Annotated in this window: 20 protein-coding genes; 15 read left to right on the top strand and 5 right to left on the bottom strand. The window is 65.0% G+C overall.

Annotation, left to right across the window (positions count from 1 at the left end; all coding sequences use genetic code 11):
- Positions 1 to 16: 16 nt before the first annotated feature.
- From rnr to ACIGJC_RS09085, 3 genes are all read left to right on the top strand, one after another.
- Positions 17 to 2,605: a ribonuclease R gene (gene rnr, locus ACIGJC_RS09095; protein WP_483708456.1), complete on the top strand. Its 2,589-nt coding sequence runs from the start codon at positions 17 to 19 to the stop codon at positions 2,603 to 2,605.
- Positions 2,606 to 2,696: 91 nt separating this feature from the next.
- Entirely contained in the window at positions 2,697 to 3,437 is a 741-nt protein-coding gene (gene rlmB / locus ACIGJC_RS09090) for a 23S rRNA (guanosine(2251)-2'-O)-methyltransferase RlmB (protein ID WP_483708454.1), read from the top strand.
- A gap of 169 nt (positions 3,438 to 3,606) precedes the next feature.
- The gene (locus ACIGJC_RS09085) at positions 3,607 to 4,389 is read left to right on the top strand and encodes an SIR2 family NAD-dependent protein deacylase (protein WP_483708452.1); all 783 of its coding nucleotides are present in this window, start codon (positions 3,607 to 3,609) and stop codon (positions 4,387 to 4,389) included.
- An 18-nt stretch (positions 4,390 to 4,407) separates the two neighbouring features.
- Here ACIGJC_RS09085 and tal read toward each other — a convergent pair whose 3' ends face one another.
- Positions 4,408 to 5,364, bottom strand: a complete 957-nt coding sequence (gene tal, locus ACIGJC_RS09080; RefSeq protein ID WP_483708450.1) for a transaldolase — start codon at positions 5,362 to 5,364, stop codon at positions 4,408 to 4,410.
- Between the two features lie 158 nt (positions 5,365 to 5,522).
- Here tal and rpiA point away from each other — a divergent pair, with 158 nt between their 5' ends.
- Entirely contained in the window at positions 5,523 to 6,209 is a 687-nt protein-coding gene (gene rpiA / locus ACIGJC_RS09075; RefSeq protein WP_483708449.1) for a ribose-5-phosphate isomerase RpiA, read from the top strand.
- 75 nt (positions 6,210 to 6,284) lie between these two features.
- Here rpiA and ACIGJC_RS09070 read toward each other — a convergent pair whose 3' ends face one another.
- Positions 6,285 to 6,557, bottom strand: a complete 273-nt coding sequence (locus tag ACIGJC_RS09070) for an oxidative damage protection protein (RefSeq protein ID WP_483708448.1) — start codon at positions 6,555 to 6,557, stop codon at positions 6,285 to 6,287.
- Between the two features lie 158 nt (positions 6,558 to 6,715).
- Complete coding sequence (gene argA, locus ACIGJC_RS09065; RefSeq protein WP_483708447.1) at positions 6,716 to 8,149, bottom strand: amino-acid N-acetyltransferase; 1,434 nt, start codon at positions 8,147 to 8,149, stop codon at positions 6,716 to 6,718.
- Between the two features lie 23 nt (positions 8,150 to 8,172).
- Between argA and hrpA the strand changes: the two genes are divergently transcribed.
- The 6 genes from hrpA (at position 8,173) to ACIGJC_RS09035 (ending at position 16,929) form a co-directional block, all read left to right on the top strand.
- The gene (hrpA, locus tag ACIGJC_RS09060) at positions 8,173 to 12,147 is read left to right on the top strand and encodes an ATP-dependent RNA helicase HrpA (protein ID WP_483708445.1); all 3,975 of its coding nucleotides are present in this window, start codon (positions 8,173 to 8,175) and stop codon (positions 12,145 to 12,147) included.
- A gap of 150 nt (positions 12,148 to 12,297) precedes the next feature.
- Positions 12,298 to 13,284: a YVTN family beta-propeller repeat protein gene (locus ACIGJC_RS09055; RefSeq protein WP_483708444.1), complete on the top strand. Its 987-nt coding sequence runs from the start codon at positions 12,298 to 12,300 to the stop codon at positions 13,282 to 13,284.
- A 24-nt stretch (positions 13,285 to 13,308) separates the two neighbouring features.
- Entirely contained in the window at positions 13,309 to 14,154 is an 846-nt protein-coding gene (locus ACIGJC_RS09050; protein WP_483708443.1) for a polysaccharide deacetylase family protein, read from the top strand.
- A complete protein-coding gene (locus tag ACIGJC_RS09045; protein WP_483708442.1) occupies positions 14,154 to 15,128 on the top strand; it encodes a sterol desaturase family protein in 975 nt (324 codons plus the stop codon). Before ACIGJC_RS09050 ends, ACIGJC_RS09045 begins: the two co-directional genes overlap by 1 nt.
- Positions 15,129 to 15,219: 91 nt before the next feature.
- Positions 15,220 to 16,095, top strand: coding sequence for an EI24 domain-containing protein (locus ACIGJC_RS09040; protein WP_483708441.1), 876 nt, complete (start codon positions 15,220 to 15,222; stop codon positions 16,093 to 16,095).
- Between the two features lie 12 nt (positions 16,096 to 16,107).
- The gene (locus ACIGJC_RS09035) at positions 16,108 to 16,929 is read left to right on the top strand and encodes a competence/damage-inducible protein A (protein ID WP_483708440.1); all 822 of its coding nucleotides are present in this window, start codon (positions 16,108 to 16,110) and stop codon (positions 16,927 to 16,929) included.
- A 63-nt stretch (positions 16,930 to 16,992) separates the two neighbouring features.
- Here ACIGJC_RS09035 and ACIGJC_RS09030 read toward each other — a convergent pair whose 3' ends face one another.
- Positions 16,993 to 17,457, bottom strand: a complete 465-nt coding sequence (locus ACIGJC_RS09030; RefSeq protein ID WP_483708438.1) for a rhodanese-like domain-containing protein — start codon at positions 17,455 to 17,457, stop codon at positions 16,993 to 16,995.
- 476 nt (positions 17,458 to 17,933) lie between these two features.
- Between ACIGJC_RS09030 and ACIGJC_RS09025 the strand changes: the two genes are divergently transcribed.
- From ACIGJC_RS09025 to ntrC, 4 genes are all read left to right on the top strand, one after another.
- Positions 17,934 to 19,349 carry a 3-hydroxylaminophenol mutase gene (locus tag ACIGJC_RS09025; RefSeq protein WP_483708437.1) on the top strand — a complete coding sequence of 472 codons (1,416 nt, stop codon included), beginning with the start codon at positions 17,934 to 17,936 and terminating at the stop codon, positions 19,347 to 19,349.
- Between the two features lie 127 nt (positions 19,350 to 19,476).
- On the top strand, positions 19,477 to 20,055 hold the full coding sequence (locus ACIGJC_RS09020; protein ID WP_483708435.1) for a DUF4124 domain-containing protein: 579 nt from the start codon (positions 19,477 to 19,479) through the stop codon (positions 20,053 to 20,055).
- Between the two features lie 4 nt (positions 20,056 to 20,059).
- Complete coding sequence (gene glnL / locus ACIGJC_RS09015; protein WP_483708433.1) at positions 20,060 to 21,226, top strand: nitrogen regulation protein NR(II); 1,167 nt, start codon at positions 20,060 to 20,062, stop codon at positions 21,224 to 21,226.
- A 90-nt stretch (positions 21,227 to 21,316) separates the two neighbouring features.
- Positions 21,317 to 22,867, top strand: coding sequence for a nitrogen regulation protein NR(I) (ntrC, locus tag ACIGJC_RS09010; RefSeq protein WP_483708432.1), 1,551 nt, complete (start codon positions 21,317 to 21,319; stop codon positions 22,865 to 22,867).
- A gap of 57 nt (positions 22,868 to 22,924) precedes the next feature.
- Here ntrC and ACIGJC_RS09005 read toward each other — a convergent pair whose 3' ends face one another.
- Positions 22,925 to 23,722: an HAD-IIB family hydrolase gene (locus ACIGJC_RS09005; RefSeq protein ID WP_483708430.1), complete on the bottom strand. Its 798-nt coding sequence runs from the start codon at positions 23,720 to 23,722 to the stop codon at positions 22,925 to 22,927.
- Positions 23,723 to 23,912: 190 nt separating this feature from the next.
- On the opposite strand from ACIGJC_RS09005, the gene ugpB reads away from it, so the two are divergent.
- Positions 23,913 to 25,229: a sn-glycerol-3-phosphate ABC transporter substrate-binding protein UgpB gene (gene ugpB / locus ACIGJC_RS09000; RefSeq protein WP_483708429.1), complete on the top strand. Its 1,317-nt coding sequence runs from the start codon at positions 23,913 to 23,915 to the stop codon at positions 25,227 to 25,229.
- Positions 25,230 to 25,343 lie beyond the last annotated feature (114 nt).

The following is a 25,343-nucleotide window of genomic DNA, read 5'->3' as shown; positions in this document are numbered from 1 at the left end:
TAGTTTTCACAAAAAATTGAATCAAAACAACTATCCGATCCCTAGCCGGGAAGAAATCCTTGGCGTACTGAGAACATCGGGGTCGCCCCAGTCGGCCGGCGATATTGCCAAGGCTCTGTCCGTCACGCGCAAGGAGCATGACGGATTCCAGAAACGCCTGGCCGCGATGGAACGCGACGGGCAGATCGAGCTGAATCGCAAGGGCCGCTATGAACTGGCCCATCAACCGAACTTCGTCACCGGCCGCGTGCAGGGGCACCGAGACGGTTTTGGCTTCCTGATTCGCGACGACGGCGAAGACGACATCTTCCTGCCGGAACGCGAGCTGCAGAAGGCCATGCACAACGACCGCGCGCAGGTGCGCGTGGTTGGCTACGACCGCCGCGGCCGCCCGGAAGGGCAGATCGTGGAGATCATCGAGCGCGCCAACCGCTACGTGATCGGTCGCCTGCTCAGCGAGGGCGGCGTGCTGGTGGTGGCGCCCGAGGACAAGCGCATCAGCCAGGACATCCTGATTCCGCCGAAGGCGCAGGGCAAGGCGCGCGTGGGGCAGGTGGTCAGTGTCGAGCTGATCGAATATCCGGATCGCTATGTGCAGCCGGTCGGCCGCGTGGTGGAAGTGCTGGGCGAAATCGATGATCCGGGCATGGAGATCGAGATCGCGGTGCGCAAGTACGGTGTGCCGCATGCGTTCTCGGATGCGGCGGCCAAGGAAGCCTCGGCGCTGCCCGACGAGGTGCGGCAAGCCGACCTCGATCACCGCATCGACCTGCGCGACGTGGCGCTCGTCACGATCGATGGCGAAGATGCGCGCGACTTTGACGATGCCGTTTACTGCGAGCCGGTGAAGATCGGCCGCACCAAGGGCTGGCGCCTGATCGTTGCCATTGCCGACGTATCGCACTACGTGCGGCCCGGTACGCCACTGGATGCCGATGCGCTCGACCGCGCCACCTCGGTGTATTTCCCACGCCGGGTGATCCCGATGCTGCCGGAGAAGCTGTCCAACGGCCTGTGCTCGCTCAACCCGCAGGTCGACCGCCTGTGCATGGTGTGCGATGCGGTGATTACCGCCAAGGGGGAACTGAAGGGCTATCAGTTCTATCCTGCCGTGATGCATTCGAAGGCACGGCTGACCTACAACGAGGTCTGGTCGATCCTGTCGAACACCAAGGGCCCGGAGGCGCACAAGCGCGCCGACCTCGTGCCTTACCTGCAGAACCTGTACGAGTTGTTCCAGGTCCTGCTCAAGGCGCGGCGTGCGCGCGGCGCGATCGATTTCGATACCACCGAGACGTATATCGTCTGCAACGCGCAGGGCAAGATCGAACAGATCCTGCCGCGCACGCGCAACGACGCGCACCGGCTGATCGAGGAGTGCATGCTGACGGCCAACGTCTGCGCGGCCGATTTCCTCGAGCGCTTCAAGCACCCGGCGCTGTATCGGATCCACGCGGGCCCGAGCGAGGAAAAGCTGAAGAACCTGCGCGAGTTCCTGAGAACCTCCGGCCTGTCGCTCGGTGGCGGCGACAAGCCGCAGGCGTCCGATTACGCCGAGGTGATGGACAAGATCAAGTCGCGGCCCGACGCGCCGATGCTGCAGACCATGCTGCTGCGCTCGATGCAGCAGGCGGTCTACAGCCCGGACAATATCGGCCACTTCGGCCTGGCCTACGAGGCCTACGCGCACTTCACCAGCCCGATCCGCCGCTATCCCGACCTGCTGGTGCACCGTGCCATCAAGGCGATCCTGGCCCACACCAAGTACCAGCCGGCTTTCGCGCACGGCACCGAGTTCAATACCGCGGTGTCGCCCAAGGCACGGCGCCTGCAGGCCAAGGACGCCGAGCAGAAGGCAGAGCTGACCGCGGCGCGTGCGCGGCGCAATGAAGCCATCTGGGACGAACTCGGGTTGCATTGCTCGGCCAACGAGCGCCGCGCCGACGAGGCGTCGCGCGATGTCGAAGCCTGGCTCAAGTGCTACTTCATGCGCGACAAGCTGGGCAGCGACTTTGCCGGCACCGTCAGCGCCGTGACGTCGTTCGGCATCTTCGTGCAGCTCGACGAGCTGTACGTGGAGGGCCTGGTGCACGTCACCGAACTCGGCAGCGACTACTTCCAGTACGACGAAGCGCGCAACGAACTGCGTGGCGAGCGTACCGGCATCCGTTATCGCCTGACCGACCGCGTGCGCGTGCAGGTGTCGCGCGTGGACCTGGATGCGCGCAAGATCGACTTCCGCCTGGTGCAGGAGCCGTCGGTCAAGACCCTGCGCGCTCGCGCCGGCGTGTCCGAGCCGCCGCGCGTGCCGGCCGCGCATGCGGTGCCGGCACGCAAGAAGGGGCGGCAACTGGCGGCCCTGCTGGGCGGGACTTCCAAGCCGGAGGAGTCGTTCGACGAGACGCTCGATCGCGTGATCGAAGAGCAGCCGGTGTTCGAGGCGGTGATCACGCCGCTGCCGCCGCACGTCAAGACCGGCGGCAAGCCGGCCAAGCGTGCCGCCAAGCCCAAGCCGGGCCATCTGGAGAAGCCGCGCAAGCCGGGTTCGAAGACGCACGCCGCAAAGGCCGCGGGCAAGACTTCGCGCCCGCCTCGCAAGCGTTGATCGGGGCTGTCCGGGGCGCGCGGTAATAGCGTTCCCGGACAGCGCGCAGCAAGCGTGCTGGCGAGCCGGGCAGGGCGAGTACAATCGCGCCATGGCTAAACAAAAACTTCTGATCGGCTTTCACGCCGTGACCGCGCGCTTGCGCCAGGACGCCAAGGGCGTTACCGATGTCTATGTCGAGGCTTCGCGCCGCGACCGTCGCATGCAGGACTTCATCCGCCTGGCCGAAGGCCTGGGCGTTCGTCTGCACCCCGTCGATGCCGAACGCCTGCGCGGCATGGCCGGCACCGATCGTCACCAGGGCGTGGTGGCGCGCGCCGAAGACGTGTCGCTGGCACTGAATCTCGACGAACTGCTGGATGGCATTGAAGGCACCCCGCTGCTGCTGGTGCTCGATGGCGTGACCGATCCTCATAACCTCGGCGCTTGCCTGCGCGTGGCGGACGGCGCCGGTGCGCACGCCGTGATCGCGCCCAAGGACCGCAGCGTCGGGCTGAACACCACGGTGGCGAAGGTGGCCAGCGGTGCGGCCGAGACCGTGCCCTATATCACCGTGACCAATCTGGCCCGCACGCTGCGCGAACTGCAGGAACGCGGCATCTGGGTGGTCGGCACGGCCGACGGCACCGACAAGACGCTTTACGACGTGGACCTGAAGGGGCCAATGGCCATCGTCATGGGTGCCGAAGGCGAGGGCATGCGCCGCCTCACGCGCGAGACCTGCGACGAGCTGGTCGGCATTCCGATGCTTGGCGGCGTCGAAAGCCTCAATGTGTCGGTGGCCAGCGGGGTCTGCCTGTACGAGGCCGTGCGCCAGCGGCGCCTGAAGTAAGTGTCTTCAAAACCTACGCGCCGCGATAACGCGGCGCGTGCCAGGCTGGCAGGTGGCGTCGATTCTGACGCCCGCCACTATTCTGCAAACAGGTCCGGTCCAAACACCTCGTAGTGGATACGCGTCTCCCGGACCCCCAGATCCTTCAGTGGCGCGCAGCGCTGACCGCATGACCTTTGATCCTCTGATCCCCACCTCGTCTCCATGGCCCGGCCTGGAAGAAGCTCGGGACCTGATCGCCCAGGCGCGCAGCGTGTTCGTGCTGACCGGTGCGGGCATTTCCGCCGAATCGGGCGTGCCGACATTTCGCGATGCGCTGACTGGGCTTTGGGCCCGCTTCGATCCGGAAGAACTGGCAAGCGAGGAAGCCTACCGCCGCCAGCCCGCGCTTGTGTGGGAGTGGTACCAGCACCGGCGCGAGCTGGTCGCGGCCGCCCGTCCGAATCCGGCGCACTATGCGCTGGCTGCGCTGGCCGCACAGAAGCCGGTGACGCTGGTGACGCAGAATGTCGACGGCCTGCACCAGCGCGCAGGCAGCGAGCATGTGATCGAGTTGCACGGCAACCTGTTCGCCAACCAATGGCTGAACGGATGCGGACGCTGTGACGAGGCCACCGCCATTCCCGGCGACCCGCCACGCTGCAGCCTGTGCGGCGCGCTGATGCGGCCCGGTGTGGTGTGGTTCGGCGAGGACTTGCCGCGCGTGGCGCGCTTCCGCGCCGAGCATGCTGCCGAGACTGCCGACCTGTGCCTGGTGGTGGGGACGTCGGGGCTGGTGTATCCGGCGGCCGGGTTGCCCGGCCGGGCCAAAGATCACGGCGCGCGGGTCGTCGTGGTGAATCCGCAGCCGTCGGTGCTGGACCAGACCGCCGACGTCGTGCTGCCAGCGGCGGCAGGGGCATGCCTGCCGCTGCTCTGGCCGCCATCCGGCCCCGAGGCGGAGCCGGATTAAGCGACGGGCTTCAGGCTTTTAGCCAGCGATTTCCGCGACCAGCTTTTCCAGCTTGATCGCGTCCGCTGCAAACTGGCGGATGCCTTCGGCGAGCTTCTCGGTGGCCATGGCATCTTCATTCAGCTGCCAACGGAACGCGGGCTCGTCCGCCGGAATGCGCGCAACGTTGCCGGCCTGCGCCAGGTCGACCGACAGCTTGCGTTCCACCGTGCCTTCGGTACTGGCTAATTGCTCGAGCAGATCGGGACTGATGGTGAGCAGGTCGCTGCCGGCCAGGGCCAGGATCTGCGCGGGGCTGCGGAAGCTCGCGCCCATCACTTCGGTCGAGTAACCGAACTTCTTGTAGTAGTCGTAGATCTGGCGCACCGAGCGCACGCCTGGATCGTTGTCGCCGGCATTGGCGGCAGCGTCCCACTGATCGCCTGCTTGCTTCTTGTACCAGTCGAGAATCCGGCCCACAAACGGCGAGATCAGCTGTGCGCCGGCCTCGGCGCAGGCGACGGCCTGCACCAGCGAGAACAGCAGCGTCATGTTGCAGCGGATGCCTTCGCGCTGCAGGATCTCCGCCGCGCGGATGCCTTCCCAGGTCGATGCAATCTTGATCAACACGCGCTCTCGGGCCACGCCGCGCTGCTCGTACAGGCGGATCAGGTGCCGGGCTTTCTCGACCGTTGCACCGGTGTCGAACGACAAGCGGGCATCGACTTCGGTCGACACGCGCCCCGGCACGATGGCGAGGATCTCGCAGCCAAAAGCAATCAGCACGCCGTCCATCACGGCATCGACGCCGCCTTCGTCGTGGTAATCGCGTACGGCCTGTTCGAGCAGCCCGCGGTACTCGGGCTTCTGCACGGCCTTGAGGATCAGCGACGGATTGGTGGTGGCGTCCTGGGGGGTGTACTGCTTCATCAACTGGAAGTCGCCGGTATCGGCCACGACCGTGGTGAACTGCTTGAGTTGTTCGAGCTGGTTCATGATCGGTATGTCGTTGCAGTCGTCATGTTGAGGCGGAGAGGGCGGCGGTACGTCAGGGCCGTGCGTGCCTTCCGGGCCATTGTACCGTCGCGCGCAAGCCGGGCCGCCGCAATCCGCTACACTACGCGTTTTCTTCCCCAAGCCATCTGGCTGTTGTCATGACTCAGGATGAACTCAAGGCGCTGGTGGCGCAAGCCGCGGCCGACTACGTGAAGCAGGAAGTCCCGGCGGGCGCGGTGCTCGGCGTCGGTACCGGTTCCACTGCCAATCTTTTCATTGACGCCGTGGCGGCGTTCAAGGAACGCTTCGCGGGTGCGGTATCCAGCTCGGAGGCATCCACGCGCCGGCTGCAGCAGCATGGTTTCAAGGTGCTGGACCTGAACGAAGTCGACGATATCCCGGTTTATGTCGACGGCGCTGACGAAGTCGACGCCAGCGGCGCGATGATCAAGGGCGGCGGCGGCGCGCTGACGCGCGAGAAGATCGTGGCCTCGGTCGCGGGCCGTTTCGTGTGCATCGCGGATGGCAGCAAGCTGGTGCAGACCATGGGCGCGTTCCCGCTGCCCGTCGAAGTGATTCCGATGGCACGTGCTGCCGTGGCACGCCAGCTGGCCGCGCTAGGTGGCCAGCCGCGCCTGCGCATGAACAAGGACGGCGGAATCTACAAGACCGACAACGGCAATGTGATTCTGGACGTGGCCGGGCTGAAAATTACGGATCCGCGCGGGCTGGAGCAGTCCGTCAACCAGATCCCGGGCGTGGTGACGGTCGGCCTGTTCGCGCTGCGTGGCGCGAACGTGCTGCTGCTGGGCACGGGGGACGGCGTCCAGCGCACCGACTTCTGATCCAACGGCGCTGACGCGCCGATGGCAAAAAGGGGTGCCGCCGGCACCCCTTTTTCATTTGGCTGGTCCGGATACTCAGGCCGACGGCGGCACGTAGCCCTGAGCCTGGTCCGCGCCTTCGCCGAAGAAGTACTTCTCGGTCTGCTTGAGCAGGTACTGGCGCGCACGGGCGTCAGCCATGTTCAGGCGGTTCTCGTTGATGAGCATGGTCTGGTGCTTGAGCCAGCCGGCCCAGGCTTCCTTCGAGACGCTTTGCCAGATCTTCTTGCCGAGTTCGCCGGGCAGCGGCGGGAGATCGAGCCCTTCGGCTTCCTTGTTCAGCTTGATGCAGTGGACCATGCGGGCCATGGGAACTCCTTCTTGTAGGTTGGCGTGAGCGGGGCGGCACGGCGGGTTCATGCCAGGTGCCGCGCGCTCGCGATTCTGTATTTCAGTCGACGACCGGTGCGCTATTGTAGCCAAGCAAGGCAGAGGCACCGCCGCCTGGCGGCATTGCCCCTACGGTTCTACAGTTTTTTCATGAGCACCATCGACTTGCGCTGCCAGTTGTAGAGCTTGCGCTTGTCTTCCGGCAGGTCATCCACCGTGGCGTGGACGAAGCCGCGCTTGAGGAACCAGTGTTCGGTCCGCGTGGTGAGCACGAACAGGCGCTCCAGCCCGAGCGAGCGCGCGCGCCGTTCGATGCGCTTGAGCAGGCGTTCGCCATCGCCAGTGCCTTGTGCTTCGGACGACACCGTCAGGCAGGCCATCTCGCCCATGTTCTCGCGCGGGTAGTCGTACAGCGCGGCGCAACCGAACAGCACGCCGTCGTGCTCGATCACCGAGAAGTTGGCGATGTCGCGCTCGATCAGGTGCCGGCCGCGCGGGACCAGCGTGCCGTCCTGCTCGAGCGGAGCGATCAGCTGCAGGATGCCGCCGACATCGTCCAGCGTGGCTTCACGCAGGCTTTCCAGGTCCGTGTCGGAGATCATGGTGCCGACGCCATCGTGCAGGAACAGCTCCAGCAGCACCGAGCCGTCCAGCGAATAGGGGATCAGGTGCGCGCGGGGCACGCCGCCCTTGAGCGCCTTGACCAGGTGCTCCAGGTAGAAGCCGACGTCGGGCGTCAGGTGGTTGTTCTGCAGGCGCTCAACGGCGGTGCGCAGCGACATTTCCTTCATCAGCTTGCCGACCGGATCGAGCACGCCCGGCACTTCGGTGATGAAGATAAGCTTGTCGGCCTTCAGCGTGGTGGCCGTGGCGCTGGCCACGTCTTCCATGGACAGGTTGAAGGCCTGCCCCGTGGGCGAGAAACCCAGCGGCGAGAACAGCACGATCTTGCCATGCGACAGCGACATGCGCACCGATTCGCCATCGATCTTGCGCACCAGGCCGGTGTGCTGGTAGTCCACGCCGTTGACGATGCCCACCGGCCGGGCCGTGACGAAGTTGCCCGAGATCACCGACAGCTGGGCGCCCGCCATCGGCGTGTTGGGCAGCCCCTGGCTGAAGGCGGCCTCGATATCCAGGCGCAGTTCGCCGGAGGCCTCCTTGGCGCATTCGAGCGCGGCGTTGTCGGTGATGCGCACGCCATCGGCAAACTGGGACTCGACATGGCGCAGCGCCAGCTGTTCTTCCACCTGCGGGCGCGAGCCATGCACCAGCACGATCTGCATGCCCATGGCATGCAGCAGTGCCACGTCGTTGACCAGTGCGTTGAGTACGCCGGCCTTGACCAGTTCGCCGTCGAAGGCGATCACGAAGGTCTTGCCGCGGAACGCGTGAATGTAGGGCGCGACGGTACGCAGCCAGTCGACGAACTGCTGGTGGTCGGGCGCGCCGCGCTCGCCGACTTCAGTCTGGGGCGCACCCGTGGCGGGCTGCGATTCGGTGGCAGGCTGGGGCTCGGCCGGCTCGGAAGGAGCCGGTGCCTGCGGTGGCGTGTCGGTTCTGGCGTTCATGCCGCGGATTATAATCCCGGCCAATGTCAGAACAACGTCCCGCCAATCCTTCTTCGCCACGCCAGCCAGCCGCCGGCGCACGGCCCGCCCCCCGACACGACGGCCGCGCCGAGCAGCGCCCGCCATCCCGCCCCGGACCTCGGCCCGAACGCGCGCCCGAACGCGCGCCCGGCGGGGAGGCGCAGTCCGGGCGCCGGCGCGCGCCACGCCCGCCGCGACAGGCCAATCCGCTGCCGCCGATCACGTTTCCCGAAGCGCTGCCAGTCTCGGCCCGCCGCGACGAGATCGCGGCCGCGCTGCAGGCCAACCAGGTCGTCATCGTGTCCGGCGAGACCGGTTCGGGCAAAACCACGCAGCTGCCCAAGATCTGCCTGTCGATCGGGCGCGGCCCCGGGCGCGAAGGCGGCGGCCTGATCGGCCACACCCAGCCGCGACGCATTGCCGCTACGTCGACCGCCAAGCGCATCGCGCAGGAACTCGGCTCGCCGGTGGGCGAGCACGTGGGCTACCAGGTGCGCTTCAATGACGCGCTGTCGGCGGGCGCCTCGGTCAAGCTGATGACCGATGGCATCCTGCTGGCCGAAACGCAGAATGATCCGCTGCTGCGCGCGTACGACACCATCATCATCGACGAGGCGCACGAACGCAGCCTGAACATCGACTTCCTGATCGGCTATCTGAGGCAGATCCTGCCCAAGCGGCCCGATCTCAAGGTGATCATCACGTCGGCGACGATCGATGCGCAGCGCTTTGCCGCCCATTTCTCGGTGGATGGCAAGCCGGCTCCAGTCATCGAGGTCAGCGGGCGGCTGTATCCGGTGGAGATCCGCTACCGGCCGATCCGGCAGGATGCGCCCGCAGACAGCCCGCCAAAGAGCGCCCAGGCCCGCGAGCGTGACCTGTACGACGGCATCGTCGATGCCGTGGACGAGCTATCGCGCCTGGGCCCCGGCGACGTGCTGGTGTTCCTGCCGGGCGAACGCGAGATCCGCGAGGCCGCCGAGGCGCTGCGCAAGCATCATCCGCCGCACACGGAAATCCTGCCGCTGTTCGCGCGCCTGTCGGTGCAGGAGCAGGAGCGCGTGTTCAAGCCGTCCAATGCACGCCGCATCGTGCTGGCAACTAACGTCGCCGAGACCTCGCTGACGGTGCCGGGCATCCGCTACGTGGTCGATACGGGGCTCGCTCGCGTCAAGCGCTATTCCTACCGCAACAAGGTTGAACAGCTGCAGATCGAGTCGATTTCGCAGGCGGCTGCCAACCAGCGCGCCGGCCGCTGCGGACGCGTGGCCGATGGGGTTTGTATCCGGCTCTATGAGGAATCGGATTTCGTCGGCCGCGTGCGCTTTACGGATCCTGAGATCCTGCGTTCCTCGCTGGCCGCGGTGATCCTGCGCATGAAGGCGCTGCGGCTGACGGATATCGAAGCGTTCCCGTTCATCGAGCCGCCGCTGGGCCGGGCCGTCGCCGACGGCTACCAGCTGCTGCAGGAACTTGGCGCGGTGGACGACGCCAACCAGCTCACGGGCACCGGCCGCCAGCTCGCCAAATTACCGCTGGACCCGCGCGTGGCGCGCATGATCCTGGCCGCGCGCGAGCAGCATTGCCTGCGCGAGGTGCTGGTCATTGCCAGCGCGCTGTCGGTGCAGGATCCGCGCGAGCGTCCGCAGGAAGCGCAGGAGGCGGCCGACCAGGCGCATCGCAAGTTCATGGACGAGAAGTCCGAGTTCCTGGGCTGGGTCAAGCTCTGGAAATGGTTCGAAGAGGCCATTGCGCACAAGAAATCCAACCGGCAACTGCAGGACCTCTGTCGCGCGAGCTTCCTGTCCCATGTGCGGCTGCGCGAGTGGCGCGACGTACATTCGCAGTTGCTGACCACGGTAACGGAGCAGGGCTGGCGCCTGAACGACAGCGAACCGACTTTCGAGCAACTGCACAAGGCCTTGCTGACCGGTCTCCTGGGCAACATCGGCTGCCGCATCGAGGACAGCGACGGCAAGGGGCGCGAATACCTTGGCGCGCGCGGCATCAAGTTCCACCTGTGGCCGGGCTCGCTGATTGCGCGCAAGGTGGGCCGCTGGGTCATGGCGTCCGAACTGGTCGAGACCAGCCGACTGTTTGCGCGCACGCTCGCGCGCATCGAGCCGGAGTGGCTGGAACAGGTCGGGCGCCATTTGCTCAAGGTGAGCTGGAGCGACCCGCACTGGGAAAAGAAGGCCGGGCAGGTGCTGGCACTGGAACGCGCCACGCTGTACGGGCTGGTGGTGTACCAGCACCGCCGGGTCCACTACGGCCCGATGAACCCGACCGAAGCGCGCGAGATATTTATCCGCCGCGCTCTGGTCGAGGGCGAGTTCGAAACGCGCCTGCCGTTCTATGCGCACAACCAGCGGCTCGTGCGCGAGATCGAGAACCTCGAGCACAAGTCGCGCCGCCAGGACGTACTGGTCGACGATGAGCTGATCTACGCGTTCTACGATCGCGCGATTCCGGCCGATATCTGCCAGCAGACTACGTTCGAGCAGTGGTACCAGGCCGAAAGCGCCAGGGACCGCAAGCTGCTCTACCTCAACCGCGATGAGCTGATGCGGCACGAGGCGGCCGGCATCACCACGGACCTGTTCCCCAAGACCCTGTCGGTGGCTGGCGTCGACATGGGCCTGACTTACCATTTCGAACCCGGCAGCCACCGCGACGGCGTCACGCTGGCCGTGCCGCTCTACGCGCTCAACCAGGTGCGCCCGGAGCGGGCGGAGTGGCTGGTGCCGGGCATGATCAAGGAAAAGGTCCACCTGCTGCTCAAGTCGCTGCCGCAGAAGCTGCGCCGCCACTGCGTGCCGCTGCCGGACTACGCCGCCAGTTTCGTGGCGCGGCGCCCGTTCGGCGAAGGCGAGCTGGTCGATGTCCTGATAGCTGACATTCGCGAGCAGACCGGCACGATGGTGAAACGTGCCGATTTCAAGCCGGAAACGCTGTCCGCGCACCACTTCATGAATTTCAAGGTGGTCGACGAACACGGCCGCCAGCTCGACATGGGGCGCAACCTGGCGCAGTTGCGCGCGGAATTGGGCGGCCAGGCGCAGCAGTCGTTCCAGAACATTGCCGCGCGCGACGTGCCGGCCGCCGAGGCCGGCCAGTACGAAGGTTTGACGTCCTGGTCGTTCGGCGAGCTGCCCGACCTGCTGGAAATCCGCAAGGGCAACCAGACGCTGTTTGGCTACCCGGCACTGGTCGACAGGGGCACGCATTGCGACGTGGAAGTTTTCGATGATCCGCAGGAAGCCGAGCGCATCCACCATGCGGGCCTGCGCCGGCTGTTCGCGCTGCAGTTGCGCGAGCCGGTCAAGTTCATCGAGAAGAACATCCCCGGCATGCAGCAGATGGCCATGCAGTACATGACGCTGGGCACGCAGGAGATGCTGCGCGACCAGATCGTGTTGCTGGCGCTGGAACGCGCCTGCCTGCAGGCGCCGCTGCCGCGCAACGACGCCGAGTTCAGCGCCCGCAAGGACGAGGGGCGGGCCAGGCTGTCGCTCCTGGCGCAGGAGATCGCGCGGCTGGCCGGCACCATCCTGGCCGAATACGCGGGGCTGCCGCGCAAGTTGCTGCAGGCGAAGCCTTTCGGTACGGCCTATACCGATATGGAGGGCCAACTCGGCCGTCTGGTGGGCAAGCAATTCCTGATCGAAACGCCGTACACGCAGCTCGTGCATTTCCCGCGCTACCTGAAGGGCATCGCCATGCGCGTGGACAAGCTCAAGGGCGACCCGGCGCGCGACACGCAGCGCATGCAGGAGATGATGCCGTTGCTGCAGCAGTGGCAGCGCGCCGAGAAGCAACTGCGGTCGCAAGGCAAGGGTGCCGCGGATGCCAGGCTGGATGAGTTCAGGTGGATGCTGGAAGAACTGCGCATTGCACTGTTTGCCCAGGAACTGCGTACGCCGGTCCCGATGTCCGTCAAGCGCTTGCAGAAGGTCTGGGAGGCTATGCAGCGATAAGCTGCGTGGCCTTGCCGGGCGAATTGGCACGAACGGCGTAGAGATATGTAACCAATTGTGAAAGTCTTGTCCGTGGTCAGTTCGCCGGTCATCTGGGCGCCCCTGCGAAACGTTAGAATGTGCGATTCCGCCCTTGGATTGACTGGACTTATGCTCGTGTTGCGTCGTGTTGTTGCTGGTGTGTTGACGGTCGGCTCCCTGGCCTTGGGGCTGATGGCTTCGCCGGCTTCGGCGGAAGTCGTGGTGGTGCTCAATTCAGGTGATGCAACCGTCACGCTGATCGACAAGGACACGCAGAAGGTGCTTGAAACCTTCCCGGTCGGCAAGGAGCCTCATCACCTGATCGCCACCCCGGATGAAAAGTCCCTGATCGTGGCGAATGCCGTGGGCAATGATTTGGTCTTCCTGGATCCGGTCACCGGCAAGGTTCAGCAGCGGGTGCCCGGCATCGACGATCCCTACCAGATCGGTTTTTCGCCGGACCAGAAGTGGTTCATCACCACGGGAAACCGGCTCGACCGCGTCGATCTCTACCGCTGGGACGGCAAGGCGCTGAAGATGGCCAAGCAGTTCCCGCTGGCCAAGACGCCGAGCCATATCGCCTACACCGCCGACAGCCGTATTGCATTCATTACGCTGCAGGACTCGAACGAGGTCGTCGCCATCGACCTGGCCACGCAGAACGTGATGTGGCGCATGGACGCGGGCTCGGCGCCGGCGGGTATCTGGGTCACGCCTGACCAGCGCTACCTGCTGGTCGGCATGACGGGCGCGGATTATGTGGCCGTGATCGACTGGCGCACCCGTACCATCGTGAAGCAGATCCAGACCGGCAAGGGCGCGCACAACTTCCGTGCGGTGGGTGACAAGCGCCACCTGTTCCTGAGCAACCGCGTGACCGGGAGCATCAGCATCATCGATCAGCAGACCCTGACCAAGGTGGGCGACATTACCGGCCTGCCGCCCGGTCCGGACGACATGGAACTGACTGCCGACGGCAAGACGCTGTGGGTGACGTTCCGCTGGGCACGCGCGGTGGGCCTGATCGACGTGGCGAATCGCAAGCTGGTCAAGACCATTCGCGTGGGACGTTCTCCCCACGGGATCTATTTCCGCACCCGGGCGCCGCTCTACTGAAGCCGACAGGGCAGGGGAAGCAACATGCGCAAATCCGTCGCGCCTCGCTTGAAAACGCTGCTGGTTGCCCTGGCGACTACAGTCGCGCCGGTGACGGGACTGCAGGCGGCTGATGCGGCGGCGCCGGCCGCAAAAGCCTGCCCGGCGGGAACGCTGTATCTCACGTTCGACACGGGCAGCATGAGCCAGGCCCAGCTGATCGCCGATACGCTGCGCCGCCACCATATCAAGGCCACGTTCTTCCTGGCCAACGAGCCGACCATCAACAAGGACAGCTCGCTCGAGCCCGGTTGGGCACCCTACTGGAAATCACTCGCCGCAGACGGCCATGCCTTCGGCACGCATACCTACGACCACGTCTACCTGCGCAGCGTGCGTGACGGCAAGGTGATCATGCGTCCGCAGTTCGGGGCGCAGGCCGGCAAGGATGTGAGCATGGACGCCGATGGTTTTTGCCGCGAGCTGCAACGCAGCGCGCAGGCGCTGCGTGGCATGACCGGCGTCGACCTGGTGCCGCTGTGGCGCGCGCCGGGCGGCCGCACCGCGCCGCAAACGCTGCAGTGGGCGGAGCAGTGCGGCTTCCGGCATGTAGGCTGGGCGCCGGCCGGGTTCCTGGGCGACGAGCTGTCATCGGAGCGCTACCCGAACCAGGCGCTGCTGGCACGCGCGCTGCGCGACCTGCGCGATGGCGACATCGCCATGGCACACCTCGGCATCTGGTCGCGCAAGGATCCGTGGGCCCCGGGCGTGCTCGAGCCGCTGATTTCCGGCCTGGAGCGCAAGGGCTTCTGCTTTGCCACGCTGCGCGAGCATCCCGCTTACCGGGACTGGATCGCCGCGGCCGGGCAACGCAAGGAGGGCAAGCGCTGATGCTGGACACGCTCAATGGCTGGATTGCCCAACTGGAAGGCTCGCTGTTCCAGGACGTGGTCCTGCCGGTGGTCTACAACCTGGGCTTCGGCGGCTATGCGGAGGATGCATTCACCGGCACCGAGTGGCTGCTGGTAGGCCTGGTGCAGATTGCCGTGATGGTGCTGATCCTGGGGCCGCTGGAAAAGCTGCGTCCGGTCGAGGCCGTGACCGACCGTGCCGGCATTCGCACGGATATCGTCTATACGCTGATCCATCGGCTGGGACTGTTCCGGCTGGCGATGTTCTTCATGCTGGCGCCGCTGTCCGATCTGCTGGAAGGACACCTGCGGCTCGTCGGCTGGCAACGCCTGAACGTGGAGGACTTGTGGCCGGGCGTGACGTCGATCCCGCTGGTCAGCTTCTTCGCCTACCTGTTGTTGTTCGACCTGCTCGACTACTGGTACCACCGCCTGTCGCACACCTACCGCTGGTGGTGGAGCCTGCACGCGGTGCACCACAGCCAGCGCCAGATGACGCTGTGGAGCGACAATCGCAATCACCTGCTCGACGACATGCTGCGCGACCTGGTGTTCGCCGTGGTTGCCATCGCCGTAGGGGTGGAGCCGTCGCAGTACGTGTTGCTGGTAGCGCTGTCACAGCTACTGCAAAGCCTGCAGCACGCCAACCTGCGGCTGCATTTCGGCGCGATCGGCGAGCGCCTGCTGATCTCGCCGCGATTCCACCGCACGCACCACGCCGTGGGAATCGGGCATGAGGCGGCCGGCGTGCCGGCACGCCTCGGTGGCTGCAACTATGGCGTGATCTTCCCGTGGTGGGACATGCTGTTCTGCACGGCGGTCTTCACGCCGGCCTATCATCCGACCGGCATCCGCGACCAGATGCCGCCGCCGACAGGCAAGGGCCGAGACTATGGCGCCGGGCTGCTGGCCCAGCAGTGGTACGGCATCAAGCGTCTGCTGCGCCTCGGCTGAACCGACACGCCGCGTTCCGGGCGGCGTATGCTAGTGTCTCGGTGCGCGTGCATTTTCCGGCGCATTGCACTGTTCCATTCCGACATCCCGCATGAACGACATTTTTCGCTCGTTTGGCCGAGCGCTCGTGAGCCAGTTGCATCCGCGCATGCTGATGCTGACGGTCCTGCCCTTCGTCCTTGCCACGGCCCTCTGGGGCGGCCTGTTCTGGTGGGGCTGGGATCCGATCATGGGCGCGACGCGTTCTTTCCTGGAAGCTTCGGTCCTGACCAGCTGGATCTACAGTGCGCTGGACTGGTTCGGCCTGCAGTCGATGCGAGCCGTGGTCGCGCCGCTATTCGTGGCCGCGCTGGCAGTGCCGCTGGTCATTGCCTCGATGCTGCTGTTCATCAGCCTGTTTTCGGTGCCTGCAGTCGTGCGCCATCTGGAGCGCAGTTATCCGGACCTGGCCAAGGAGCGCGGTGGCAGCATCTTGGGCAGCGTGTTGCAGTCGCTGGGCAGCACGGTGGTGTTCCTGGTGTTGGTGCTGGTGACATTGCCGCTGTGGCTGTTGCCGTTGTTCTTTGCGCTGATCCCGCCCGTGCTGTGGGGTTGGCTGACCTACCGCGTGATGACTTACGACGCGCTGGCTGACCACGCGTCCGCCGAGGAGCGCAAGACCCTGATGCGGCGCCATCGTGTCCCGCTGCTGACGATGGGTGTCGTGGTGGGACTGCTCGGTTCGGCGCCGACGCTGCTGTGGGTGTCATCGGCCGCGGTCATTTTCCTGTTTCCATTTGTGCTGGCGGGCATGCTGTGGCTGTATGTGCTTATCTTCATTTTTTCGGCACTGTGGTTCGGCCACTTCTGCCTGCGCGCGCTGGCGCAACTGCGTGCCGAGCGCGGCGCGGCCGCGCCGCCATCGGCGTCGGCTGGCGACGTGATTGATCTGGCGCCGTCGGACGTGCGCCGCATTGAACATTCCTGAAGCGGGGGCATCATGGGTTTCGGCCTGATCGTCATTGGCGACGAAATACTTTCCGGGCGGCGCGAGGACAAGCACCTGCGCCGCGCCATCGAGTTGCTGGGCGCGCGTGGGCTGAAGCTGGACTGGGCGCAGTATGTCGGCGACGACCGCGACAGCATCACGGCAACGCTGCGCCGCACGCTCGCGGGGCCGGACATCGTGTTCTGCACGGGCGGCATCGGCGCGACCCCGGACGACCATACGCGCCAGTGCGTGGCCGCCGCGCTCGGCGTGCCGCTACAGCTGCATCCCGAGGCGCGCGAGCTGATCGCGCTGCGGATTGCGGAAACCGCGCAAGGGGATCCGGTCAAGGGCGACCTCAACCTGCCCGAAAACCAGCATCGCTTCAAGATGGGCGAGTTTCCGCAAGGCGCGCGCATCATCCCGAACAGCTACAACCGGATTCCCGGGTTCTCGGTGGCTGACCATCATTTCATGCCTGGTTTTCCGGTCATGGCGTGGCCGATGATGGAATGGGTGTTGGATCACGGCTATGCCCACCTGTTCAACCAGGCCGGTCAGCAGGAGCGGGCGTTCTACGTGTTCGAGGCGCCCGAGTCGACGTTGACACCGCTGATGGAGCGGGTCGAGGCTGCTTTCCCCGGCATTCGGGTGTTCAGCCTGCCATCCGTGGGAGACGCCCAGCGCGGCGACCAACTGGCGCGGCGCCATATCGACCTGGGCGTGAAGGGATCTGCGGAGCAGGTCGGCCCGGCGTATGCGATGCTGCTCGAAGGCGTGCGAGGCATGGGCTTTGAAACGGTAGAGCAGACGGTGGCGGACGCTGGCAACTGAAGCCGATCGAGAAAAACGAAACAGGGGCCGGTCAGCCCCTGTTTCGTTTTGCGTGTCGCCGTGTCAGGCGCCGTGCCAGGGAAGGCCGCGCACACACCAGCCCTCCACGGTCTTGCGGTGGTGGTTGTCGTCGCGGTTCCCTTCGAAGCCTTCCAGCACGTCCATGGCGAACCGATAGCCGGCTTCGGTGGCCACGCGGGCGGCGTGCTTGGAGCGCGCAGCGCTGCGGCACAGGAACAGCACCGGTGCATCGGCCGGCACGCGCGCCTTCAGTTCTTCGATGAAGCGCGAGTTCTGCGCGCCGCCCGGGTAGGACATCCATTCGACGTGGGCGAACTGGGCATCGGGCAGATCGACGCAGCCTACCCAGTCGAGCTCGGCCTGCGTGCGTACGTCCACCAGCACGGCCGACGGATCGCCCTGCAGCAGCGCGAAGGCTTCCACGGGCGACAGGGCGCCGAAATAGGGAAGCTGGTTCTGTTGCTGGCGCAGTTGCGCAGCCTTGAGGAGTTCGTCTCGCGTAGTCATCTGGGTGACAAGATTGATAGATGGAATGGCGGATGCCAGTCCGCTATTCTATAGCGCGCCCGCGATTCGCCGCCGCCCCGGAGTAATTTGGAAGATGGCGGTGCAGAGATAACCTGTTTGGTGCATAAGCACTAATAAGGTGCCAAAACTTGATGCGTGCACCGATATGGTGTTTTATGGATGCGGTGTCCATGAATCACCTTGTTGCGCTGACATCACGTGCGCATGGCGTCGTGCGCAACCGGCCGAGGGATGAACCCCGGTATGGTGCGCCGGCCGTGGGTGGACGGCTTTTTGGCAACTGCGGGATGGGAGAGGAAGTTTACTTGGCATGCTTTCTGCTAACATTCCTCGTCCCTTTTTAGGGCAAGGAATCGCGCGGGCGCAGTGGCTCGGAACCACAGCACTTCGCACCGGCGCGATGACCGGCCCACGAATGACTTTCTAGACTTCAGCCGAATTTCCAGGAGATTGGCATGGCCCAAAGCGTTGCAGATGTGATGAAGCTTGTGAAAGAAAACGACGTCAAGTTCGTCGATTTCCGCTTCACGGATACCAAAGGCAAGGAGCAACACGTTTCGGTTCCGACGTCGCACTTCGACGATGACAAGTTCGAAAGTGGCCACGCCTTCGACGGCTCGTCCATCGCTGGCTGGAAGGGTATCGAGGCTTCGGACATGCTGCTGATGCCGGATCCGAACACCGCCATCATCGACCCGTTCTACGAAGAGCCGACGCTGGTCCTGACCTGCGACGTGGTGGAACCGTCGGACGGCAAGGGCTACGACCGCGATCCGCGTTCGATCGCCAAGCGCGCGGAAGCCTACCTGAAGAGCACCGGCCTGGGCGACACCGCCTTCTTCGGTCCGGAACCCGAATTCTTCATCTTCGACGGCGTGACCTGGAACGTCGACATGCAAGGCTGCTTCGTGAAGGTGCATTCCGAAGAAGCCCCGTGGTCGTCGGGCAAGGAATTCGAGCACGGCAACTCGGGCCACCGTCCGGGCAAGAAGGGCGGCTACTTCCCGGTCGCCCCGATCGACACGTTCCAGGACATGCGTTCGGAAATGTGCCTGATCCTGGAATCGCTGGGCATCCCTGTTGAAGTCCACCACCACGAAGTGGCTGGCCAGGGCCAGAACGAAATCGGCACCCGCTTCAGCACGCTGGTGCAGCGCGCCGACTGGACCCAGCTGCAGAAGTACGTGATCCAGAACGTCGCCCACACCTACGGCAAGACCGCCACGTTTATGCCGAAGCCCATCGTTGGCGACAACGGCTCGGGCATGCACGTGCACCAGTCGATCTGGAAGGACGGCCAGAACCTGTTCGCGGGCAACGGCTACGCCGGCCTGTCGGAATTCGCCCTGTACTACATCGGCGGCATCATCAAGCACGCGCGGGCGCTGAACGCCATCACCAACCCGGGCACGAACTCGTACAAGCGCCTGGTGCCGGGCTTCGAAGCCCCGGTGAAGCTGGCCTACTCGGCCCGCAACCGTTCGGCCTCGATCCGTATTCCTTACGTCGCCAACCCGAAGGGCCGCCGTATCGAAACCCGCTTCCCGGATCCGCTGATGAACCCGTACCTGGGCTTCTCGGCGCTGATGATGGCTGGCCTGGACGGCGTGATGAACAAGATCCACCCGGGCGAAGCTGCCGACAAGAACCTGTACGACCTGCCGCCGGAAGAAGATGCAAAGATCCCGACCGTCTGCAACAGCCTTGACCAGGCGCTGGAATACCTCGACAACGACCGTGAGTTCCTGACCCGCGGCGGCGTGTTCTCCAACTCCATGCTCGACGCCTACATCGAGCTGAAGATGGAAGAAGTCACCCGCTTCCGCATGACCACTCACCCGGTCGAGTTCGAAATGTATTACTCGCTGTAAGCGAGTTGTTGCCCGGCAATGACGACAGGTTGTGGTCGGGCAACAGTTGCACCAGCAAGGGGCGGCTCAGGCTGTCCCTTTTTCTTTTGATGGCTAGAATGGGGCTTTCCGTTCCACCCTACCGCTGATGTTCATGAACGCGTTCCCGCCCACGGCCACACCGGCCAAGCCGTTGCACCAGACTCGTGTGCGACTCCCCATGCTGGTGTCTGCCGCATTGCTGGTGGCGTCCGCGTGGAGTCAGGTTGCCCTGGCGCAGTCCTCTGACGTCTATGTTTGCGTCGGACCCAATGGGGTGCCGGAGTATCGCAACGGCAGCGCGGGTAAGGGGTGCAAGCGGCTGAACCTGCCCGATGTGGTCACCGTCCCGGGAGGACGTACGGCCGGCGCGGCAAAGGCCGCGTCGACGTCAGGCGGAGCAGGCGGCGGGACGGCGGCCACGAGCGGTTTTCCGCGCGTGGACAGCGCCACGCAGAGAAGCCGCGACAGCGAGCGGCGCACCGTGCTGGAGCAGGAGCTGCAGGCCGAGGACGCCAAGCTGGCGGCGCTGCGCGCCGAATACAACAACGGCCAGCCGGAGCGGCAGGGCAATGAACGGAATTATCAGAAGTATCTCGATCGGACGGCAGGTCTGCGCGATGACATCGGCCGCAGCGAGGCCAACGCGGCGTCGCTGCGCCGTGAACTCTCCAACCTGAAGGACTAGTCTTATGCGTCGCCTGATTCGCAGTGTGCCGCGCAAGGGCGGCGGCGCTGACGGCGGCCGCGGCGACACGGCTGGTCTGGCTTCACCGGTCGCGGGCCAGTGTGGCGGTCAGGTGTCGCCGCTGCAGGCGGGCCTCGATGTCGTGGCCAATCCCGTCCTGCTGGTCAGGCAGCCGGGTCTGCGCGTAGCCTATGCGAATCCGGCGGCCGAATCGACCTTCGCGGTATCGCGCAAGGCCATGCTGGAACTGTCCCTGCCGGACCTGTTCGGACCGTCTGAAGAGCTGCAGGGCATGATCGATACGGTGATCACGCGACAGTTCGACGTACGCCGGCAGGACCTGGTGTTGCGCCCGCCCTTGCAGGAGCCGATCCACGCGCATGTGGTGATCGGCGCGCTGGAAGCCTTCGGCGATACCGTGCTGGTCGAAGTCCTGCTTAATGAGCAGAAAGTCCGCAGCGACCGCGAGGAGCGTATCCTCGACCTGACTTCCGCCAATAAAGAACTCATCCGCAATCTGGCGCACGAGATCAAGAATCCGCTGGGCGGCATCCGCGGCGCGGCGCAATTGCTGGAATTCGAACTACCAGAGCGCTCGCTGCGCGAGTACACGCAGGTCATCATCAAGGAATCGGACCGCTTGCAGACGCTGGTGGACCGGCTGCTGGAGCCGCACCGCCATCCGCATATCGTGTCGAGCCTGAATATCCACGAGGTGCTGGAGCGCGTGCGCTCGGTCGTGCTGGCCGAGTTTCCCAATGGCCTGGACATCGTGCGCGACTACGATGCGAGCCTGCCGGAGTTGCACGGCGATATGGAGCAGCTGATCCAGGCCGTGCTGAACATCGTCCATAACGCCGCGCAGGCGCTGGCCGAACGCATCGCGCGCGGCGATGCGCAGATCGTCTTGCGCACCCGGGTCGCGCGCCAGGTCACGATCGCCAAGCGTCTTTTCAAGCTGGCATTGGACTTGCATGTGATCGACAACGGCCCGGGAATTCCCGATGACATCCGCGAACGCATCTTCTATCCGCTGGTTTCGGGCAGGGATGGCGGCAGCGGTCTCGGTCTCACACTCGCTCAAACCTTCGTGCAGCAGCACGAGGGCTTGATCGAATGCGAGAGCAGGCCGGGCTGTACCGACTTCCGCATCCTGCTGCCGCTGCACTAGCTGTCCCGCCGGCATCCGCGATCGAACGTTGCACTGTCGCCAGGCGGGCATGCGGAAGACCAAATGACACCGAGCAGACAAGCGACGCACATGAAGCCGATCTGGATAGTCGACGACGACCAATCAATCCGCTGGGTACTTGAAAAGGCCCTGGCCCGTGAAAGCCTGCTCTCCCGCAGCTTTACCAATGTCCGCGACGTGCTAGCGGCATTGGAAGACGATGTTCCGCAAGTCCTGATATCGGATATCCGCATGCCCGGAGGATCGGGCCTGGACTTGCTGCAGACCATCAAGGCCAAGCACCCAGGCCTGCCCGTCATCATCATGACGGCCTATTCGGACCTCGACAGCGCTGTGGCGGCGTTCCAGGGCGGGGCCTTCGAATACCTGGCCAAGCCATTCGATGTCGACAAGGCGGTCGAACTAATCCGCCGCGCGCTGGAGGAAAGCCTGCGCGAGGCCGAGATGGACGACCGGCTCGTCGATGCGCCTGAAATCCTCGGCCAGGCGCCCGCCATGCAGGATGTCTTCCGCGCCATCGGCAGGTTGTCGCAGTCGAACGTGACCGTGATGATCACTGGCGAATCAGGCACCGGCAAGGAGCTGGTCGCGCGCGCGCTGCACAAGCACAGCCCGCGCGCCAACGGCCCGTTCATCGCCCTGAATACGGCCGCCATTCCGAAGGACCTGCTTGAATCGGAGCTGTTCGGGCACGAACGCGGTGCGTTCACGGGCGCGCAAACCATGCGCCGCGGGCGTTTCGAGCAAGCCGAGGGCGGCACGCTGTTCCTCGATGAAATCGGCGACATGCCGTTCGACCTGCAGACCCGGTTGCTGCGCGTGCTGTCCGACGGCAATTTCTATCGTGTTGGCGGCCACAATCCGCTGCGCGCCAATGTCCGGGTCATTGCAGCCACGCACCAGAACCTGGAGGTGCGCGTCAAGGAAGGCCTGTTCCGGGAGGACTTGTTCCATCGCCTGAACGTGATCCGGTTGCGGCTGCCTCCGCTGCGCGAGCGGCCGGAAGACATCACGCTGCTGGCCCGGCATTTCCTGCAGAAGAGCGCGAAGGAGCTGGGCGTGGAGCCCAAGCGCATGTCCGACGAGGCGCTGACCTATGTCAGCACCTTGCCGTTCCCGGGCAATGTGCGGCAGCTAGAAAACCTCTGCAACTGGCTGACCGTGATGGCGCCGGCCCAGACCATCGAGGTCAAGGACCTGCCGCGCGAAATGATCGGGACGGGCAGTGTCGTAGGCGTGCCGGCGGTGCATCGAGCCGTCGAGCCGCGCTTGCCTTCAACGGAGTCCGCTGGCGGCCACGACCTGTCTGACTATGGCGGCCTGGCCATGCCGGTTGCCGAGTCGGACACCATGACGGCGGTGCGACCCGTCACCGCATCGGCAGCTTCCGCGTTGGCATCGTCGACGGGCGGATGGGAAGGGTTGCTCGCCGGCGAGGCACGCGCGATGCTCGAATCCGGGTTGCCCGAAGTGATGGATGTGCTGACGCGGCGCTTTGAAAAGGCCGTCCTGGAGGCGGCGCTGGGCGTCACGCGCGGCCGCCGCGTGGAAGCCGCCACGCGCCTGGGCATTGGGCGCAATACCATTACGCGCAAGCTGCAGGAGCTGGGATTCGACTAGGCCGAAAAAGGCGCCCATTGATGTGTAAAAAGGCCGGGTTTTTTGTCCCGGCCTTTTTCATTGCCCGCTGCGCGCCGCTAGCAGCTGTCCTGCCATTTCAGCAAATCCTTCGCCGCCGCTGGCCTCGGTCACATAGGCGGGCGGGACCGGCAGTTGCGGCAGGATTTCGCGCACATTGGCCACCCCGACCGACAGCGGGAAATGCCGGAACATGCTGGCATCGTTGGCGGAGTCGCCAATGAACAGCCATTCGTCGCGTTGCGCATCGAGGTCATCGCCCAGGAGCTCGGCCACGCACAGCCGGCTCATGCTGAGCTTGTCATGCTGGCCGAACCAGCCGTTGACGTGAATGGAGCTGACGGTGGCGGTCATGCCGGCGTCCTGCATGAGCCGGACGATCCGGGTCACGGCATCTTCCGGCAGTGGCGCGACGTCTTCCGCATGGTCGATGGCGAGGTCGGCCGCATGCCAGGCCTGGTCTGAAGCGAGCGCGCTGCCGGGCACCTCGCGCCGGATGCGTTCGCCCAGTGCATGGATACGCTCAAGGTTGCGTGCCCGGGTCGGGGCATCATCGAGAAAGCGGGTCAGCAGCCGGCCATTGCGCAGATGGGAATAGAACGCGCCGTTCTCGCCGATGATGGCATTCACGGGCCAGAGCCGGACCAGGATCTCGGCCCATGCGATGCAGCGCCCGGTGACAGGAATGACATGCAGGCCGGACTGGCTCAATTGTTCAAGGGCCTGGGCCGCTCGCGCCGGCAGCCTGCCGCCGGTAGTCAGGGTGCCGTCGATATCCGTCAGGATGCCGCGCACGCGGCGCAGGGCGGAGGCGGGGAGATTTCGCAGGGGATGCATGGGTCGGCATTTTACTGCCGTCCGTCGCGAGCTTGCGGCATTGCACTGCAGCATGTCGCCTACTGGTGGTTTTGCTGAATTGCCCCGCGGGGTGCGACAGGCGTAACATGCCGCTGTCACAAAAAGCACATAAATTCGCTTGATTGACGATCACGATGCAGCGAAGACCCTGACCAGGAGAGACTGACCCATGTCCTTTTCCCGTAGTGTGCTGAAGATCGCCGTGCTGGCCGCCCTGACCGGGGCAGGCAGTGCCCAGGCAGCGGTCGAAATCCAGTGGTGGCATTCGATGGAAGGCGCCTTGAACGACAAGGTGAATGCCATAGCCAACCAGTTCAATGCCAGCCAGTCCGACTACAAGATCGTGCCGGTCTACAAGGGCCAGTATGACGAGTCGCTGGCGGCCGGTATCGCGGCGTTCCGTTCAGGCAACGCGCCCGCTATCCTGCAGGTCTTCGAAGTGGGCACGGCGACCATGATGAACGCCAAGGGCGCCATCAAGCCGGTGGCCACGGTCATGAAGGAAGCCGGCGAGAAATTCGACCCCAAGGCGTACATTCCCGCTGTCGCTGGCTATTACACGTCGAACAAGGGCGAGATGATGTCGTTCCCGTTCAACAGTTCGACCACGATCATGTACTACAACAAGGACGCCTTCAAGAAGGCCGGCCTTGACCCCAACAAGCCACCCGCGACGTGGCAGGAGGTGGCGACCGACTCGGCCAAGCTGAAGGCTGCCGGTGTTTCATGCGGCTATACCACTGACTGGCAGTCGTGGGTGCAACTGGAGAGTTTCTCAGCCTGGCACAACGTACTCTTCGCCACCGAAAACAATGGCTTCGGCGGCCCAGGTGCGCGCCTCGTGTTCAACTCGCCATTGCATGTGAAGCATATCGCCAATCTGCTCGACATGGCGCAGAAGGGCTACTTTGTCTATGGCGGCCGCAAGGACGAGCCGAAGGCCAAGTTCATTGCCGGGCAATGCGCGATGCTGACGGGTTCGTCGGCGGCGCTGGCCAATATTCGCAAGAACGCCAAGTTCGACTTCACGGCCGCGCCGTTGCCGTACGAGCAGGGCGTGCCGGGCGCGCCGCAGAACACGATCATCGGCGGTGCCTCGCTGTGGGTGATGGGCGGCCGCAAGCCCGAGGAATACAAGGGCGTGGCCAAGTTCTTCTCGTACCTGTCGCGCCCGGATGTCCAGGCCGACTGGCACCAGTCGACGGGCTACCTGCCGGTGACGGTGGCCGCCTATGAACTGACCAAGAAGTCCGGCTACTACGACAAGAACCCCGGTGCGGACGTGGCGGTCAAGCAGATGATCGTCAAGACTACCGACAAGTCGCGCGGTATCCGCCTGGGCAACTTTCCGCAGATCCGCAGCGTGATCGACGAAGAGCTCGAGGCTGTCTGGTCGGGCAAGAAGCAACCCAAGGAGGCGCTTGATGCCGCCGTGGCGCGCGGCAACGAACTGCTGGAGCGTTTCCAGAAGACGGTGCGCGAGTAAGCGTCGCGAGTTCGTGTAGCGGGGCAAGGCGAAGGCAGCCGCAACGGCGGCGCCCGGCCCTTGCCCGTTGTCCATGCGAGGCGGCGCCGTAACCGCCGCGGCACGAGATGCTTT

Source organism: Cupriavidus sp. C3SS-1, assembly GCF_057073755.1.
The sequence above is the reverse complement of the archived record's forward strand: the minus strand, read 5'-3'. Positions and strand labels throughout refer to the sequence as shown.

Excerpts from the sequence above, each read along its gene's own strand:
- hrpA (WP_483708445.1), top strand. The coding sequence starts at position 8,173 with ATGTCAGAACAACGTCCCGCCAATCCTTCTTCGCCACGCCAGCCAGCC.
- ntrC (WP_483708432.1), top strand. The coding sequence starts at position 21,317 with ATGAAGCCGATCTGGATAGTCGACGACGACCAATCAATCCGCTGGGTA.
- ACIGJC_RS09035 (WP_483708440.1), top strand. The coding sequence starts at position 16,108 with ATGGGTTTCGGCCTGATCGTCATTGGCGACGAAATACTTTCCGGGCGG.
- ACIGJC_RS09030 (WP_483708438.1), bottom strand. The coding sequence starts at position 17,457 with ATGACTACGCGAGACGAACTCCTCAAGGCTGCGCAACTGCGCCAGCAA.
- ACIGJC_RS09040 (WP_483708441.1), top strand. The coding sequence starts at position 15,220 with ATGAACGACATTTTTCGCTCGTTTGGCCGAGCGCTCGTGAGCCAGTTG.
- ACIGJC_RS09020 (WP_483708435.1), top strand. The coding sequence starts at position 19,477 with ATGTTCATGAACGCGTTCCCGCCCACGGCCACACCGGCCAAGCCGTTG.
- ACIGJC_RS09055 (WP_483708444.1), top strand. The coding sequence starts at position 12,298 with ATGCTCGTGTTGCGTCGTGTTGTTGCTGGTGTGTTGACGGTCGGCTCC.
- rlmB (WP_483708454.1), top strand. The coding sequence starts at position 2,697 with ATGGCTAAACAAAAACTTCTGATCGGCTTTCACGCCGTGACCGCGCGC.
- tal (WP_483708450.1), bottom strand. The coding sequence starts at position 5,364 with ATGAACCAGCTCGAACAACTCAAGCAGTTCACCACGGTCGTGGCCGAT.
- ACIGJC_RS09025 (WP_483708437.1), top strand. The coding sequence starts at position 17,934 with ATGGCCCAAAGCGTTGCAGATGTGATGAAGCTTGTGAAAGAAAACGAC.
- ACIGJC_RS09050 (WP_483708443.1), top strand. The coding sequence starts at position 13,309 with ATGCGCAAATCCGTCGCGCCTCGCTTGAAAACGCTGCTGGTTGCCCTG.
- ACIGJC_RS09070 (WP_483708448.1), bottom strand. The coding sequence starts at position 6,557 with ATGGCCCGCATGGTCCACTGCATCAAGCTGAACAAGGAAGCCGAAGGG.
- ugpB (WP_483708429.1), top strand. The coding sequence starts at position 23,913 with ATGTCCTTTTCCCGTAGTGTGCTGAAGATCGCCGTGCTGGCCGCCCTG.
- rpiA (WP_483708449.1), top strand. The coding sequence starts at position 5,523 with ATGACTCAGGATGAACTCAAGGCGCTGGTGGCGCAAGCCGCGGCCGAC.
- ACIGJC_RS09045 (WP_483708442.1), top strand. The coding sequence starts at position 14,154 with ATGCTGGACACGCTCAATGGCTGGATTGCCCAACTGGAAGGCTCGCTG.
- ACIGJC_RS09085 (WP_483708452.1), top strand. The coding sequence starts at position 3,607 with ATGACCTTTGATCCTCTGATCCCCACCTCGTCTCCATGGCCCGGCCTG.
- argA (WP_483708447.1), bottom strand. The coding sequence starts at position 8,149 with ATGAACGCCAGAACCGACACGCCACCGCAGGCACCGGCTCCTTCCGAG.
- glnL (WP_483708433.1), top strand. The coding sequence starts at position 20,060 with ATGCGTCGCCTGATTCGCAGTGTGCCGCGCAAGGGCGGCGGCGCTGAC.
- ACIGJC_RS09005 (WP_483708430.1), bottom strand. The coding sequence starts at position 23,722 with ATGCATCCCCTGCGAAATCTCCCCGCCTCCGCCCTGCGCCGCGTGCGC.